This window comes from Amycolatopsis albispora, from assembly GCF_003312875.1.
In the GTDB taxonomy this organism is placed as follows: domain Bacteria; phylum Actinomycetota; class Actinomycetes; order Mycobacteriales; family Pseudonocardiaceae; genus Amycolatopsis; species Amycolatopsis albispora.
Map to the genome: position 1 here is coordinate 9,030,592 of NZ_CP015163.1, position 15,367 is coordinate 9,045,958.

The 15,367-nt window shown below is 71.4% G+C and carries 13 protein-coding genes; 6 read left to right on the plus strand and 7 right to left on the minus strand.

Translation table 11 applies throughout. The annotated features are described in order from the left end of the window. Positions 1–29: 29 nt before the first annotated feature. A complete protein-coding gene (locus tag A4R43_RS42045) occupies positions 30–1,070 on the plus strand; it encodes a dipeptidase (RefSeq protein ID WP_113697176.1) in 1,041 nt (346 codons plus the stop codon). A gap of 2 nt (positions 1,071–1,072) precedes the next feature. Here A4R43_RS42045 and A4R43_RS42050 read toward each other — a convergent pair whose 3' ends face one another. Then, positions 1,073–1,723 (minus strand): sortase domain-containing protein, encoded by a 651-nt coding sequence (locus tag A4R43_RS42050; protein ID WP_113697177.1) that lies wholly within the window; start codon positions 1,721–1,723, stop codon positions 1,073–1,075. A gap of 162 nt (positions 1,724–1,885) precedes the next feature. On the opposite strand from A4R43_RS42050, the gene A4R43_RS42055 reads away from it, so the two are divergent. The 3 genes from A4R43_RS42055 to A4R43_RS42065 are packed head-to-tail and all read left to right on the plus strand — an operon-like array spanning position 1,886 to position 3,587. Beyond that, entirely contained in the window at positions 1,886–2,836 is a 951-nt protein-coding gene (locus tag A4R43_RS42055; RefSeq protein WP_236808645.1) for a Ppx/GppA phosphatase family protein, read from the plus strand. Positions 2,837–2,864: 28 nt separating this feature from the next. After that, the gene (locus tag A4R43_RS42060; RefSeq protein WP_113697179.1) at positions 2,865–3,359 is read left to right on the plus strand and encodes a hypothetical protein; all 495 of its coding nucleotides are present in this window, start codon (positions 2,865–2,867) and stop codon (positions 3,357–3,359) included. A 39-nt stretch (positions 3,360–3,398) separates the two neighbouring features. Next, positions 3,399–3,587, plus strand: coding sequence for a hypothetical protein (locus A4R43_RS42065; protein WP_113697180.1), 189 nt, complete (start codon positions 3,399–3,401; stop codon positions 3,585–3,587). An 87-nt stretch (positions 3,588–3,674) separates the two neighbouring features. Here the strand turns inward: A4R43_RS42065 and A4R43_RS42070 are convergent, their stop codons facing one another. From A4R43_RS42070 to A4R43_RS42085, 4 genes are all read right to left on the minus strand, one after another. After that, positions 3,675–5,969 carry a glycoside hydrolase family 65 protein gene (locus A4R43_RS42070; protein WP_205215581.1) on the minus strand — a complete coding sequence of 765 codons (2,295 nt, stop codon included), beginning with the start codon at positions 5,967–5,969 and terminating at the stop codon, positions 3,675–3,677. Between the two features lie 57 nt (positions 5,970–6,026). Next, the gene (locus tag A4R43_RS42075; RefSeq protein ID WP_113697182.1) at positions 6,027–6,755 is read right to left on the minus strand and encodes an HAD family hydrolase; all 729 of its coding nucleotides are present in this window, start codon (positions 6,753–6,755) and stop codon (positions 6,027–6,029) included. A 95-nt stretch (positions 6,756–6,850) separates the two neighbouring features. Further along, complete coding sequence (locus A4R43_RS42080; RefSeq protein WP_418190792.1) at positions 6,851–9,337, minus strand: M14 family zinc carboxypeptidase; 2,487 nt, start codon at positions 9,335–9,337, stop codon at positions 6,851–6,853. Positions 9,338–9,458: 121 nt separating this feature from the next. After that, on the minus strand, positions 9,459–9,944 hold the full coding sequence (locus A4R43_RS42085; RefSeq protein ID WP_113697184.1) for a MarR family winged helix-turn-helix transcriptional regulator: 486 nt from the start codon (positions 9,942–9,944) through the stop codon (positions 9,459–9,461). A gap of 31 nt (positions 9,945–9,975) precedes the next feature. Between A4R43_RS42085 and A4R43_RS42090 the strand changes: the two genes are divergently transcribed. Together A4R43_RS42090 and A4R43_RS42095 are read left to right on the plus strand one after the other, a co-directional pair. Next, positions 9,976–10,464 (plus strand): pyridoxamine 5'-phosphate oxidase family protein, encoded by a 489-nt coding sequence (locus tag A4R43_RS42090; protein WP_335645140.1) that lies wholly within the window; start codon positions 9,976–9,978, stop codon positions 10,462–10,464. Positions 10,465–10,534: 70 nt separating this feature from the next. Next, positions 10,535–11,299, plus strand: coding sequence for a S1 family peptidase (locus tag A4R43_RS42095; RefSeq protein WP_113697186.1), 765 nt, complete (start codon positions 10,535–10,537; stop codon positions 11,297–11,299). 168 nt (positions 11,300–11,467) lie between these two features. On the opposite strand, the gene cobN is transcribed toward A4R43_RS42095, so the two are convergent. Continuing rightward, positions 11,468–15,052, minus strand: coding sequence for a cobaltochelatase subunit CobN (gene cobN / locus A4R43_RS42100; protein ID WP_113697187.1), 3,585 nt, complete (start codon positions 15,050–15,052; stop codon positions 11,468–11,470). Positions 15,053–15,121: 69 nt separating this feature from the next. Continuing rightward, positions 15,122–15,361 (minus strand): helix-turn-helix transcriptional regulator, encoded by a 240-nt coding sequence (locus A4R43_RS42105; protein ID WP_113697188.1) that lies wholly within the window; start codon positions 15,359–15,361, stop codon positions 15,122–15,124. Positions 15,362–15,367 lie beyond the last annotated feature (6 nt).

A 15,367-nucleotide genomic window follows, 5' to 3' on the forward strand; every position in this document is an offset into this window, starting at 1 on the left:
TAAGGCATTCTGGCGGAAGGGATCTGGGGATGACCGGGGTGGAGCGGGCGCGGGCACTGCTGTCGGGGACGCAGCTGGCGGACGGGCACAACGACCTGCCGTGGGCGCTGCGTGACCTGGCCGGGCCGGACCCGCGGGAGGCGGTGGCCGCGGTGGACCTGCGGCAGCGGCAGGACCGCCTGCACACCGACCTGCCGCGGTTGCGCGAGGGCAAGGTCGGCCTGCAGTTCTGGTCGGTTTACGTGCCGTGCGGGTTCACCGGCGACAGCGCGGTCACCGCGGTGCTGGAGCAGATCGAGGTGGTCTACCAGCTGCTGGAGCGCTACCCCGACCAGCTGGCGCTGGCGCGCACCGCCGACGAGGCCGAGGCCGCGTTCCGCGACGGCCGGGTGGCGTCGATGCTCGGGGCCGAGGGCGGGCACAGCATCGCCGGCTCGCTGGGTGTGCTGCGGATCCTGCGGCGCCTCGGCGTCCGGTACATGACGCTGACGCACAACTCGAACACACCGTGGGCGGATTCGGCCACCGACGAGCCGGAGCACGGCGGGCTGACCGAGTTCGGCCGTGACGTGGTGCGGGAGATGAACCGGATCGGCATGCTCGCCGACCTGTCGCACGTCGCGCCGAGCACCATGCGGGACGCGCTCGACGTGAGCACCGCGCCGGTGGTGTTCACGCATTCGTCGTGCCGCGCGGTCAACGACCACCCGCGCAACGTGCCGGACGACGTGCTCGCGCGGCTCGCGGGCAACGGCGGCGTCTGCATGGTCACCTTCGTGCCGAAGTTCGTCTCCGGCAACGAATCCGTGGGCGTCGAGGACGTGGTGGCGCACCTGGAGCACGCGCGTGAGGTGGCCGGGATCGACCACATCGGCGTCGGCGGCGACTACGACGGGGTCAAGTCGCTGCCCGCCGGGCTGGAGGACGTCTCGAAGTACCCGGTGCTGTTCGGCGCGCTCCTGGACCGCGGCTGGAGCGAGGACGACTGCGCGAAGCTCGCGGGCCGCAACGTGCTCCGGGTGCTGCGTGGTGCCGAAGACGTTTCGCGCGCGGCCGGGTATTCCGGCTGAGTTCAGGCGAGCCGGGCGGAGACAACCACCTCTTCGGCGCGGTCGCCGACGCTGCGGTCGTAGGTGGCGGCGCAGGTGACCAGCCGCAGTTCCGGGCCGGTGCCCGGGGTGCCGGTGTAGTCGCGCGCCATCGCCGGTCCCGGTTTCCGCGGCCGTTTTTCCACCAGGTACACGGAAAACTCCGCGGTGGTGCCGTCGGACCGGCCGACGCGTACCACGTCCCCGGTGTGCAGCTCACGCAGCCGGTGGAACAGCCCGCGGGCGTAGGCGTACACGGCGTGCCCGCTGATCAACGCGGGCCCGAGCTCACCCGGCGCCGGGCCGGGCGCGTACCAGCCGGCGCGCTGGCCTGCCCCGGGCACCTCCATCGCGCCGGTAGGGGTTTGCCCCAGTTCCGCCAGCGCATCGGTGAACAGGCCGATCGCGGGGATCTCGAGCGAGACGGGCTTCGCGGGCGGCAGCGGCCGGTCGGCCGGGGTGGGGCCGCCCCGCGGGGCGACCGCGAGTTCCCCGCCGGTCACCGGAACCGTGGTGCGCTGCGGGGTGACGATCAGCGTGACCGCGGTCAGCGCGCCGGTGAGCACCACGACAACCGCCGCCACCACGGTGGCCAGCCGCCCGGTGTCCCCGACCCCGCGGCACCCCTCTTTCATGGCTCCTTGATCGCTGTGAACCAGCCAAAGCGTTACCTCCCCGAGACCCGGAGCCGGTTCGTATCACCCGTATGGGGTATGTTAAAGATTCCTTTACTGGGGTTTGGCGGCGTGATTTTGCGGGAAGAATCGGTTACCTGCGACACGCGGTGGGAGGTTTGGGTGCGGGATCAGCTCGTCGGAGTGCTTGACGTGGGGTCGTTCAGCGCGCGGTTGGTGCTGGTGGAACGCGGTGGCTCGCCGGTGGAACCGGCCTTGGTGCACAAAACCCGGCTGCGGCTCGACCGCGCGCTCGAAGCCGACGGCGCGCTCAGCCGGAACGGTGTCGATTCGATCGTCGACGCGGTGCGCAAGGCGAACCGGGTCGCGGCCGAGCACGGCGCACACGAGGTCTTCCCGTTCGCGACGTCCTCGGTGCGCGACGCGGCGAACGCCCGGCAGGTGGTGGCGAAGGTGGCCAGGGCAACCGGCACCGAGCTGCGCTTCCTGTCCGGCCGCCGCGAGGCCGAGCTGTCCTTCCTGGCCGCCCGCCGCTGGTACGGCGCCTCCGCCGGGCCGCTGGTGGTGCTGGACGTCGGCGGCGGCACGGTCGAGATCGCCGCGGGTGCCGGTGAAGTGGCCACGTTCGCGCGTTCGCTCAGGCTGGGCGCGCGGGAGATGACGCGGGCGTGGTTCGGGCACGACCAGGCGTCGGCCAAGCGGATGGACGCACTGCGCGAGCACACCCTCGACCAGGTGCGGGAGGCGCTCGGTGACGCGGACGAGCTGACCGGCGGGACCCGGGCGATCGGCTGCTCGAAGGTCCTGCGCCAGCTGGCCCGCCTCGCCGGGGCGAGACCGCAGCGGGACGGCGACTTCGTCCCGCGCACCCTGCACGTCGAAGACCTGCGCCGCTGGATTCCGCGCCTGGCCAAGATGCCGGTGGACCGCCGCGCCGAACTCCCCGGTATCTCCCGCTGCCGCTCGCGGCAGGCGCTCGCGGGCGCCATCGTCGCCGAAGCGCTGCTGACCGTCTGCGGGGAACGGGTCGAGATCTGCCCGTGGTCGACCACCGAAGGCCTGCTGCTGACCATGTTGTCGGGCGAGGCGGGCGGAGCGCTGCGGGTCGCTTAACCGGGCCGCCGGCGGGTACCCGGACGGCATGCTCATCCACGTGAGCCGGGACGCCCATCTCGGCACCTACCTCAATGACCACCTCGCGGGTGCGACCGCCGGGGTGGAGCTGATCCGCCGGCTGACGGTCGCCGAGCGCGCCACGGACTACGGTCCCGAACTGCGTCGGCTGGCCGCGGAGATCGCCGAGGACCGGCGCAGCCTGCTCGACCTGGTCGAGCGCCTCGACCTGCCGCGCGCCCGGCACAAGGCGCTGCTGGCCTGGGCGGGGGAGAAGGTCACGCGCCTGAAGCTCAACGGCAGGCTGCTGTTCCGCTCGCCGCTCAGCCGGGTGGTCGAACTGGAGACGATGCGCCTCGGTGTCGAGGGCAAGGCCGCCTGCTGGCGCACGCTGCGGCAGCGCGCCGTCGGCGATTCACGCCTGGACGTCCTCGAACTGGACCGGTTGCTGGAGCGGGCCGAGGAGCAGAGCGGCACGCTGGAGCGGCTGCGGGCACGCGCGATCACCGAAGCCTTCGGCTGAGCGGTTGTCAACGGGCCCGTTCGCGGGTACGCCGGGAGTATGCGTGAACAACACCGCCGGCTCGGCGAAGACGACGACGAGGACCAGCCGCTGTCGGCGGAGGTGCCCCGGCCGCCCCATCCCGATCTGGACCCGCCGGGCACCAAGGACGTCGATACCAAGAACCTGCCCAACACCGACGACGTGGAACTACCGCCCACCAGCGAAAAGCCCGAACCGCCCGACTAGGGAGAGTGTTTGACCGGCTTGGGCGCCGGTGCCGGTGCTGGAGCGAGCTGACGGCCCACCGCAAGCGGCTCCGCCGTTTCGTCCCGGCTAACGCGGCTCCCGGCGGAGTGGGGCCCGGCCCGGCGGCTGGACCGGGGCGGGCAGGTCGGGCGCGGGCGGGATGGGCAGCGTGGCCGCGGTGGTGGTCACGGTGACCTTCTCGCCGTGGTGGCGGATGTCCAGGTGCCCGCCCGAAATCAGCCGGTAGCTCGCTTCCTCGCCGGTGATCTCCACGGAGAAGTGGCTCCCGCGGAAGATCAGGCGGAAGGCCACCCGGTCCAGGCCGCGCGGCAGCCGTGGCGCGAACGCCAGGCTGCCGCCGTGGTCCCGCATGCCGCCGAGCCCGGCCACGGTGGCCAGCCACGCCCCGGCCAGCGACGCCATGTGCAGCCCGTTGCGCACGTTGTTGTGCACGTCGTGCAGATCGGTGAACGCGGCCTCGGCGAGGTAGTCGTAGGCCAGGTCCAGATGCCCGACCTCCGCCGCCAGCACGGCCTGCGTGCCCGCCGACAACGACGAGTCGCGCACGGTCCTCGCCTCGTAGTAGGCGAAGTTGCGGGCCTTCTGCTCCGGCGTGAACGCGTCACCCCGCAAGTGCATCGCCAGCACCAGGTCGGCCTGCTTGACCACCTGCTTGCGGTACAGGTCGAAGTACGGGTAGTTCAGCAGCAGCGGGTAGTTCTCCAGCGGCGTGCCCTCGAAGTCCCAGTCCACGTGCTGGGTGAACCGCTCGGCCTGCGGGTGCACTTCGAGCAGTTCGTCGTAGGGGATGACCATCTCGTCGGCGGCCAGCCGCCACTCGGCGAGTTCTTCCGGGTTCACGCCGAACGACGAAGCCACGTCCGGCTGCCGTTCGCAGGCCAGCGCCGCCTCGCGCAGGTTCCGCTGCGCCATCAGGTTCGTGTAGACGTTGTTGTCCGCGATCGCCGAGTACTCGTCGGGCCCGGTCACGCCGTCGATCCGGAACCCGCCGTGCCGGCCGTGGTGCCCGAGCGAAATCCACAGCCGGGCGGTTTCCACCAGGATCTCGACACCGCACCCGCGTTCGAACTCCTCGTCGCCGGTGGCGGCCAGGTAGCGGGCGACCGCGTCGGCGATGTCGGCGCTGACGTGGAAGGCCGCGGTGCCGGCCGGCCAGTACGCCGAGCATTCCGCGCCGTTGATCGACCGCCACGGGAAGGCCGCGCCGCGCAGGCCGAGCTGGGCCGCCCGCGCGCGTGCTTTGTCCAAAGTGGAGTGACGCCAGCGCAGCGCGTCGCGGGCGGCCTCCGGCATGGTGTAGGTGAGCACCTGGAGCACGAAGGATTCGGTGTCCCAGAAGGCATGCCCGTCGTAACCGGGGCCGGTCAGCCCCTTGCCGGGAATGGCGCGGCTCTCGCCGCGGGCCCCGGCCTGCAGCACGTGGAACAACGCGAACCGCACCGCCTGCTGGAGTTCGGGATCCCCGTCGATCCGCACGTCGGCGGACTCCCAGAACTCGTCGAGAAACCGCCGCTGCTCGTCGAGCAGGCCCTCCCAGCCGGTCTGCAGCGCGCCGTCGAGCGCGGCCTCCACCTGCGCGCGCAGCGCGGGCGCCGACCGCTGCGCCGACCAGCCGTAGCCCAGGTACTTGACCAGCGTGAGCTTTTCGCCCGCCGGGACGTCGACCGCGGCGGTCAGCCGGGCCAGGTCCTCTTCGGCGTGGATGAGGGTGCGCAGGCCGTCGTTGGTCTCCAGCTGGTGGTCCATGGCCGCGGCCATGCGCAGCCCCGATTCCCGCGTGCGGTGCACCAGCACCGCCCGGCTCTCCTCGGCCATGGCGAACTCGCCGACCAGCGGCGACTGCAGCGCGGCGGCCACCCGCGGGTCGCTGGTGTCGGACTCGATCGGCTCGTTGGCCAGCAGGTCGGACTGCACCACCAGCTGGATCTCACCGTCCAGCGGCTCCACCTCGTACCGGATCGCCACCACCGCGCGCTGGGTGAACGACACCAGCCGCTCGGTGCGCACGCGGACGCGGCGCCCGGTCGGCGACGACCACTCGGTGGTGCGCCGCAGCGTGCCGGAGCGGAAGTCCAGTACCCGCTCGTGCGTGGTGGCCTGGCCGTACCGCATGTCCAGCGGTTCGTCCTCGACCAGCAGCCGGATGATCTTGCCGTCGGTCACGTTGACCACGGTCTGCCCGTCCTCCGGGTAGCCGTACCCGGCTTCGGCGTAGGGCAGCTGGTACGACTCGTAGAACCCGTTCAGATAGGTGCCGGGCAGCCCGCGCGGCTCGCCTTCCTCGAGCGTGCCGCGCAGGCCGATGTGCCCGTTGGACAGCGCGAACGTCGATTCGGTCCGCTGCAGCTGGTCGACGTCCATGCCGACCCAGCGCAGCTCCCACGCCGACCGTTCGGCCTGCTCGTAGCCGTGCGTCACTCAGTCCTCCAGAAGTTCCGCCAGATCGTCGACCACCACGTCGGCGCCCGCGGCACGCAGCTGCTCCGCCTGGTCGGCGCGGTTCACGCCGACCACGTAACCGAACGCGCCCGCCCTGCCCGCCCGCACCCCGGCGATGGCGTCTTCGAAAACCGCGGCCGCTGCGGGCTCGGTGTCCAGCGCCGCGGTTCCGGCCAGGAACGAGTCCGGCGCGGGCTTGCCGCGGAGCTTCCGCTCGACGATCACCACGCCGTCGATGCGGGCCTGCACGAACTTGGCCAGATCCGCGCCTTCGAGCACCTTCGCGCCGTTCGCCGACGAGGTGACCACGCCGATCTTCAGCCCGGCCGCGCTGGCCGCTTCGAGGTACCGCACGGAACCGGGGTACGGGTTGATGCCGCGTTCGTCGATGATCGCCAGCACCAGTTCGTTCTTGCGGTTTCCCACGCCGTGCACGGTTTCGCGGGCCGGCGGGTCACCGGGCTCGCCTTCGGGCAGCGTGATCCCGCGTGAGGCGAGGAATTCGCGCACGCCGTCGAAGCGCGGCCGCCCGTCCACGTGGTCGGCGTAGTCCCGGTCGGTGAACGGCTGGAAGCCCGCCCCGTCGCGGGCACGCAGGAATTCGTCGAAGGTCTGCTTCCAGGCTTGCTTGTGCAGTTCGGCGGTGCCGGTGAGCACCCCGTCCAGATCGAACAGGCAGGTGGTGATCTCCTCGGGCAAACCAAGCATGTCCGCACCGTACCGGCGCTTCCGCGGCGCCGCTGAACTCGGCGGCGCGCGGGTGCCCCGGCGGGAGAGGCCGCCGGGGCACCGTCAGGGGTGGTTCAGCCCCGGTCGCGTTCCTTGGTGGCGCGGGCCGAGCGGGTGCAGACCTCGCCCACGTCCACCGTCTGCCCGCGGTCGGCGAACACGTCGGTCAGCCCGACGATCTTGCCGCGGGGTGAGGTGCAGGTGAGCGTGTACGCCTCCTTGGGCCCGTAGGTGGTCGGCAGCGGCGAGGCGAACTCGACGCGGCCGGTCCAGTCGTCCGGGTTCGCCGGGTCCACCTGGTCGTAGTTGACAAAAACGGCCAGGTAGTCGCCGGCCGGCGGGTCGAACATGACCGCGCGCTCGGAGCGCGTGTTGCCGTTCGCCGACTGGGTGACCAGCTTGCCGGTCGAGTCGAACACGTAGACGTCCCAGTCGGTGGCCGTGCTGGTCCAGTCCACCGCCACGGTCAGCTTCCCGTTGTCCACCGCGGGCAGGCCGTCGACGTGGAACGGCACGCTTTCCACGTTGACGTCGTCGCTCGGGTAGTCCTGGTTCTCCGCGGGGACGCCGGGCGGGTTGGCCAGCGGGAACCCGGCCTGCGCCGGGCCCTGCGGGTCACGGCCGTAGCGTCCGGCCACGTACGGGCGCGTCGACGGGTTGACCGACCAGGCGAACCGGCCGCCGGTGGTGGTCAGCTTCGAATCCAGCTTGTCGGTCACGTAGATCGGCGCGCCGGTCGAGCCGTCCGGGTTCTGCACCGGCGAGGTCGGCGTCTGGAAGGTCTTGTGCAGCTTCAGCTCGTAGCCCTTGGGCGCCGAGCCGATCAGCGTGGAGTGCGCCGCCGGGTCGGCCGCGTTGGCCAGCATGTCGATGAACGCCTGCCGGTTGCCGCCCTTGCCCGCGCCGGCCGCCGGGGCGATCCCGGCGTACTCGGCGATCACGCCGTCGGCGAACGGCGGGTGGAACTCGTTGGGGCCGATCTCGAAGGTGAAGCCCCAGCCGCCGGTCGCCCAGTACGACCAGTCCTCCGTGGACCCGGTGGTGTCGTACAGCGCCCACGACGGCTGATTGGTGTAACCGTTGCGGGAGGCCATCTTCGCGCCGAGCGCTTCGTAGGCGGGCTCGTCCAGCGGCGGCCGGACGTCGGCCACGCCGGGCACGCGCAGCACCAGGTTCGAGTAGGTGTGCAGGGTGATCAGGTTGGTCACCTGGCGGGTGGACACGATCGAGCGGATGTTGCGGGTTTCCGGTTCGGAGAACGGGCCGGAGCCGCGGAAGGTGTCGTCGCTCCACGCCGTGGCGGCGCCGGGGCCGCCCCAGAACCCGGCGTAGTTGCGGTTCGGGTCGGTGCCGCGCAGCCTGCCCGCCGGGTTCGCCTTGCACACGCCGGTCGCATACTGCGGTGGTGAGTCGGCGGCGTTGCAGTTCTTCCGCTTCATCTCGTAGTCGAACAGGGTGAAATCACCGCGGGGCTCGGCCTCGCGGGAGATGGAGAAGCCGTCGGGATTGACGATCGGCACCACGATGTTGCGGGTGCGCCCGACCAGGTTCTTCAGCTCGGCATTGTTGGTCCGGTAGCCCTTGACCAGTTCGTGCAGCCATTCCATGGCGTGCTCACCGGCCGGCCATTCACGCGCGTGGTGCACACCCATGGTGAAGTTCACCGGCTTGCCGTCGGCCGGGTTGGTGACGTTCGTGGCGACCTCGGCGGCGACCACGTCACGGCCTTCGATGGTGGCCTCGGGCAGTGTGAACGCGCGCACCAGGCTCGGGTTGTTGCGCGCGAGTTCCTTGACCTCGAACTCGTAGTCGTAGAGGTGGCGGTAGGCGGTGCGCCCGGACGGCAGCACCGACGGCGGCGCCTTCGCCGCGAATTCGGCGTCGGTTTTGGCGTTCTGCACCGACTTCGCCGACAGGTCAGCGATGACCACAGTGGACTGCAGGCCGCTCGCGGCCAGCTTGCCGCGGTCCTCGTCCCCGGCCAGCACCACCTCGACGCCGGTGGCGTCGGCCTTCTCGGTCACGTCGAGGCCGAGGTCGAGCAGCCGGTCCTTGTCCGCTTTGGACGGTGTGTGCACGCGGACCAGTTCGGCCTTCTGCGGCGCGGTGCCCTGCGGGGTCAGCGCCAGGAAGTCCACGCCCAGCACGGCGTTGCGCGCCTGACCGGCGTAGCGGCAGGCCTGCACGACGAGCTGCTGGCCCTTCTTCACGAAGCTCTCGGCGAGTTCGCGGGTGCGCAGCCCGGCGGAGGCGGCGACCACCTTGCCCGACGCCTTGTCGAACACGGCGAGGTCCCAGTCGCCCTCGCTGCCGCGTGACGGGGAAAGCCGCGCCTGGACCAGGCCGTCCACCGAGGCGGTCACCTCGCGGCGGTCCGCGCCGGGCGCGTGCTGGGGCAGTGGCGCGGCGAAACAGGATCGGCTGACCGACTTGTCCGCTCGGACCACGTTGCCCGCGGCGGTCGCGGTGGTGGCCGAAGCCAGCCCGCCCGCGAGCACGACGGCGAGCGCGCCCGCGGTGACCCCGCGCCGGATTCTTCTTCGTTCCCGTGAATTGCCCACTGCCAGGCCCTCCCAGAAAGTTGTTGCCCCGCAGGGGATTCGCCCCGCCGGGTGCACCGGATGAGGACTGTAGACCGTTGATCGGGAGAAGGCGATGGGCCGAAAGCCGGATCTGCGTCGTTCAGGCCGGGGGCCGGACGCGGCGCTGCTTCACGGCTTCGGTACCGCCGAGCCGGCGGAGAATTTCCGCCAGCAGCGCACGGGCGTCCGCCACCCGGTCCGCCCCCCACTCCGCCTCCATTTCGGACTCCAGTGCGGCCCGGTGCCGCCGGGTGGCCGCCACCGAGGCGCGCCCGAATTCGGTCAGTTCGAGCAGGCGGGCGCGCGCGTCGTCCGGGGCGGGTTTCCTGGTCAGCACGCCGCGGCGGTCCAGATCGGCGACCGCTTTCGACGCGGCCTGCTGCGTGACGCCCATGCGCTCGGCGAGCGCGGAGACGGTCAGCGGCCCGGCGAGCACGTGCTGCACCACGAACCCGTCGTTGAACCGCAGGTCGCCGAAACCGTCCTCGCCCAGCCGCCGCTGCACTTCGCCGGTCATCGCCCAGCCGGCGAACAGGGCGAGCAGGGACAGTTCGGTGCGTTCCGGCGCTACCGGTGGCTCGCTCATCGGGCTAAAGTACACAACCATGGTTGTGGAAATGGCAAGACCCCCGGTGGAGGTGGTGGCCGAGTTCGTGCGGGTCGCCCATCGCGTGGTCTGGTGCTCGATGGCCACCGTCGACCGGCTCGGCCGCCCGCGGTCGCGCGTTGTGCACCCGTACTGGGAGCAAACCGGTGACGGCCTCATCGGATGGGTGACGGCGCGGCCGACTCCGTTGAAGCGCGCGCACCTCGCGCGCACGCCCTATGTGTCGTGCTCGTACTGGGATCCGATGCACGAGATCGCCGTGGCGGAATGCGAAGCCGAGTACGCCGGATCGCCGGAGAACCGGCGGCACGTGTGGGAGCTGTTCGGCGCCGCGGACCCGCCGCTGGGCTTCGACCTGCGGATACTCGGCGTGGACGAGCCGCTGGACGAGCGGTTCACCGTGGTGCGGTTGCGGCCGTGGCGCCTGCGGACCGCCGAGCTGGCGTGGCGTCGCACGGGGTCGGCCATCCGGCTGATGGGCTCCGGGCCGAAGGAATGACCCACTGGTGATCTCCACCCCATAGGGTGACGGCTGTCAGCAAATCGTCGTCCACGGGGAGATTACGAAAATGCTTCGCAAAACCGGGGTTTTGGTGGCCGGACTGGCCGCCGCGGGAGCGGTGCTGGTGCCGGGGGTCGCGGCGGCGGGCGGGCCGACGCCGTTCATCATCGGCGGGCACGACGCCACCGAGGACTATTCGTTCATGGTTTCGCTGCAGCAGGGCGGGAAGCACTTCTGCGGTGGCTCGCTGATCGGCGAGGAGTGGGTGGTGACCGCGGCGCACTGCGTGCAGGGTGCCAAGCCGGAGGAGGTCACCACGCGGATCGGCGCGCGGGAGCACGCCAGCGGCGGCACCGAGGCCGGGGTGAGCCGGATCGTCGTGCACCCGGACTACGCCGCGCAGCAGCCGGGCGCGGACATCGCGCTGGTGCGGCTGGACAAGAAGGTGACCGAGCAGCCGATCAAGATCGCCGAGGCGACGGGTGAGGCGGGCACGGCGACCCGGATCCTGGGCTGGGGCGAGCACTGCGCGGAGGAGAACTGCGGTGCGCCAGACATCCTGCAGGAGCTGGACACCAAGGTGATGCCCGCCCAGGACTGCCGCGACTTCGCCGCGGGGAAGGAGATCTGCACCGGGTCGGACACGCCGGACGCGATGGGCTGCTACGGCGACTCGGGCGGGCCGCAGATCAAGGGCCGCACGGGGGAGTGGGAACTAGTCGGCGCCACCAGCCGCGACGGCGACGAGGACCCGAAGTGCGCCAGCGGCCTCGGCGTCTGGACCGACGTCACCGTCTACCGCGACTGGATCGCCGAGCAACAGGCCAGCTAAGGCGGGCGGATGTCACGAATGTGGCTTTCGAGACGTTTGGCGTCCCGAAAGCCACATTCGTGACACTGGCCGCGACCCGAAGGCTACGTTTGTGACGCTGGCTGCGACTCGGAGGTCGCGTTGGTGCCACCGGCGGCGACACGAAAGCCACATTCATAGCATCGCCGGTTACTCCTCCAGGTCGCCTTCCAGCTGGAGGTAGACCTGTCGCATGCGGTCCAGCAGGTTCGCGTCGGGTTCGGCCCACAGGCCCCGGTCGGCGGCCTCGGTCAGCCGCTCGATGATGCCCCGCAGCGCCCACGGGTTCGCCTTGCGCAGGAACTCCTGGTTCTCCTGGTCCAGCACATAGGACTCGGACAGCTTCTCGTACATCCAGTCCTGCACCACCCCGGCGGTGGCGTCGAAGCCGAACAGGTAGTCCACGGTGGCCGCCAGCTCGAACGCGCCCTTGTACCCGTGCCGCCGCATCGCGCCGATCCAGCGCGGGTTCACCACCCGCGCGCGGAACACGCGCGTGGTCTCCTCGCCGAGTGTCCTGGTGCGCACCGCGTCCGGCGTGGTGCTGTCGCCCACATAGGACACCGGCGCCTGCCCGGTCAGCGCGCGCACGGTGGCGATCATGCCGCCGTGGTACTGGAAGTAGTCGTCCGAGTCGGCGATGTCGTGCTCGCGGGTGTCGGTGTTCTTCGCCGCCACGGTGATCCGGCGGTACGCGGTCTCCATCTCGGGCCGCGCCGGGGCGCCGTCGAGGTCGCGGCCGTAGGCGTACCCGCCCCACACCGCGTAGACCTCGGCGAGGTCGGCGTCGTCGCGCCAGTTGCCCGAGTCCATCAGCGGCAGCAGCCCGGCGCCGTACGAACCCGGCTTCGAGCCGAAGATGCGCGTGGTCGCCCGCCGTTCGTCACCGTGCTCGGCGAGGTCGGCACGCGCGTGCGCGCGCACGAAGTTCTCCGAATCCGGCTCGTCCAGCCCGGCCACCAGCCGGACCGCGTCGTCGAGCAGCTCGATCACGTGCGGGAAGGCGTCGCGGAAAAACCCGCTGATCCGGACCGTGACGTCGATGCGCGGGCGACCCAGCTCGGCCAGCGGGATCGCCTCGATCCCGGTCACCCGCCGCGAAGCTTCGTCCCAGACCGGCTGCACGCCCAGCAGCGCCAGCACTTCCGCGGCGTCGTCACCCGAAGTGCGCATGGCCGCGGTGCCCCACACCGAAAGCCCGACCGACGGCGGCCATTCGCCGGTGTCCTCGCGGTACCGCTTCAGCAGCGAATCCGCCAGCGCCTGCCCGGTTTCCCAGGCGAGCCTGCTCGGAATGGCCTTCGGGTCCACGGTGTAGAAGTTGCGGCCGGTGGGCAGCACGTTGATCAGCCCGCGCAGCGGCGACCCGCTCGGCCCGGCCGCGACGTACCCGCCGTCGAGCGCGTGCAGCACCGCGTCGATCTCCGCGGTGGTCCCGGCCAGCCGCGGCACGATCTCGTCCGCGGCGAACGACAGTACTTTGTGGACTGTCTCATCCGGACCGCCGAGCACCTCGGTGGTCACCGCGCCGACCGCCGCCGGTGCCCAGTCGCGCTGTTCCATCGCTTCGACGAGCCGTCGCGCCGTCGCTTCGATGGCGTCCACTTCGGACGTCGGCGCGTCGCCGTTCTCCTTGAGCCCCAAGGCGGACCGCAGTCCGGGCACCGCGCCGTGCTGACCGCCGAAGATCTGCTGCGCCCGCAGCATCGCCAGCACCAGGTTCACCCTGGCTTCCCCGGACGGCGCCTCGCCCAGAATGTGCAGCCCGTCGCGGATCTGCGCGTCCTTGACCTCGCACAGCCAGCCGTCGATGTGCAGCAGGAAGTCGTCGAACTCCGCGTCGTGCGGGCGTTCGTCCACGCCGAGGTCGTGGTCGAGCTTGGCGGCCTGGATCAGCGTCCAGATCTGCGCGCGGATCGCGGGCAGCTTCGCCGGGTCCATCGCGGCGATGTTGGCGTGCTCGTCGAGCAGCTGCTCCAGCCGCGCCATGTCGCCGTAGCTCTCGGCACGGGCCATCGGCGGCACCAGGTGGTCGACGATGGTGGCGTGCGCGCGGCGCTTGGCCTGCGCGCCCTCACCGGGATCGTTGATCAGGAACGGGTAGATCAGCGGCAGGCTGCCGAGCACCGCGTCCGGCGCGCAGCTCGCGGACAGCCCGGCGGTCTTGCCGGGCAGCCATTCCAGCGAGCCGTGCTTGCCGAGGTGGACCGCGGCGTGCGCGCCGAAGTCCTCCTCCAGCCAGCGGTACGCGGCCAGGTAGTGGTGGCTCGGCGGCAGGTCCGGGTTGTGGTAGATGGCCACCGGGTTCTCGCCGAACCCGCGTGGCGGCTGGATCATCAGCAGCACGTTGCCCGCCTGGATGGACGCCAGCACGATGTCACCGCCGTCGACGTACAGCTCACCCGGCGGCGGGCCCCAGTGCTCCTCCATGTCCGCGCGCAGGTCCTCGGGCAGCGCGTCGAACCATTCGCGGTAACGCGCGGCCGGGACGCGGATCGGGTTGCCGGACAGCTGTTCCTGCGTCAGCCATTCCGGGTCCTGCCCGCCCGCCGCGATGAGCGCGTGGATCAGCGCGTCACCGTCGGGCTGGTCGGTGCCGGTCGGGTCCAGGCCGGGCAGGCCGTCACCGAGGTGGTACCCCTGGTCCCGCATGGCGCGCAGCAGTTTCACCGCGCTGGCCGGGGTGTCCAGGCCGACCGCGTTGCCGACGCGCGAGTGCTTGGTCGGGTACGCCGACAGCACCAGCGCGATCCGGCGCTCGGCGGGCGGGATGTGCCGCAGGCGCGCGTGCCCGAGCGCGATCTTCGCCACGCGGGACGCGCGCTCGGCGTCCGGCACGTAGCGGGGGAGGCCGTCGTTGTCGGTTTCCTTGAACGAGAACGGCACGGTGATCAGCCTGCCGTCGAACTCCGGTACCGCGACCTGCGACGCCGCGTCGATCGGCGAGAGGCCCTCGTCGTTGTCCGACCACGTCCGCTGGTCGTTGGTCAGGCAGAGCGCCTGCAGGATCGGGATGTCCAGCGCGGCGAACTCGGCCACGTCCCAGGCTTCGTCGTCCCCGCCGGCGCCCGCCTCGGCCGGCTTGGTGCCGCCCGCGGCCAGCACGGTGACCAGCAGCGCGTCGGCCTTGGCCAGCTCCGCCATCATCTCCGGCTCGCGGGAGCGCAGCGTGGCGCAGTAGATCGGCAGGGCGCGGCCGCCCGCGTCCTCGACCGCGTCGGCCAGCGCGTGCACGAACGCGGTGTTCCCGCTGAGCTGGTGCGCGCGGTAGTACAGGATCGCGACCACCGGGCCGTCGTCGTTGCGCCGCTCGCGCTCCAGCACCCCCCACGCGGGCTGCTCCACCGGCGGTTCGAAGCCGTGGCCGGTGAGCAGCAGCGTGTCGGACAGGAAGTGGTGCAGCTGCTCGAGGTTCGCCGGGCCGCCCTGCGCGAGGTAGGCGTGCGCTTCGGCGGCGATCCCGGCGGGCACGGTGGACAGCCGCATCAGCTCCGCGTCCGGCGCCTGCTCACCGCCGAGCACCACCACGTGCGCGCCGCTGGCGCGGACCTGGGCCAGCCCGTCGGGCCAGGTCCGCTCGTTGCCGAGGATGCGCACCACGACCACCGGCACCCCGTCCAGCAGTGCGGGCAGCTCGGCCAGGTCGAGCCGGGCCGGGTTCGCCAGCCGGTACTCGGCTCCGGCCGCGCGGGCGCTGAGCAGGTCTGTGTCCGAAGTGGACAGAAGCAGGATCATGACGCGGCGCCTCCGTGGTGTGGGTCGGCTCTCACTCTCCGGGCACGGAGACGACCGCGTCAAGGTGATCTAGGCCGTGCGCTCCGAGTCGCCGATGCGCGGGAAGGGGGTGGTCGAGAAGATCACCTCGACCGCCACCTCGAAGTACTCCGCGATCTTCAGCGCCAGGTAGAGGCTCGGGCTGTACTCGCCGCGCTCCAGGTAACCGATGGTCTGGTAGTGCACGCCGAGCGCCTCGGACAGCTGGCGCCGCGAAATGCCCCGTTCGGCGCGGAGCACGGCGATCCGGTTGTAGATCGCCTCGCTCATCGCCTG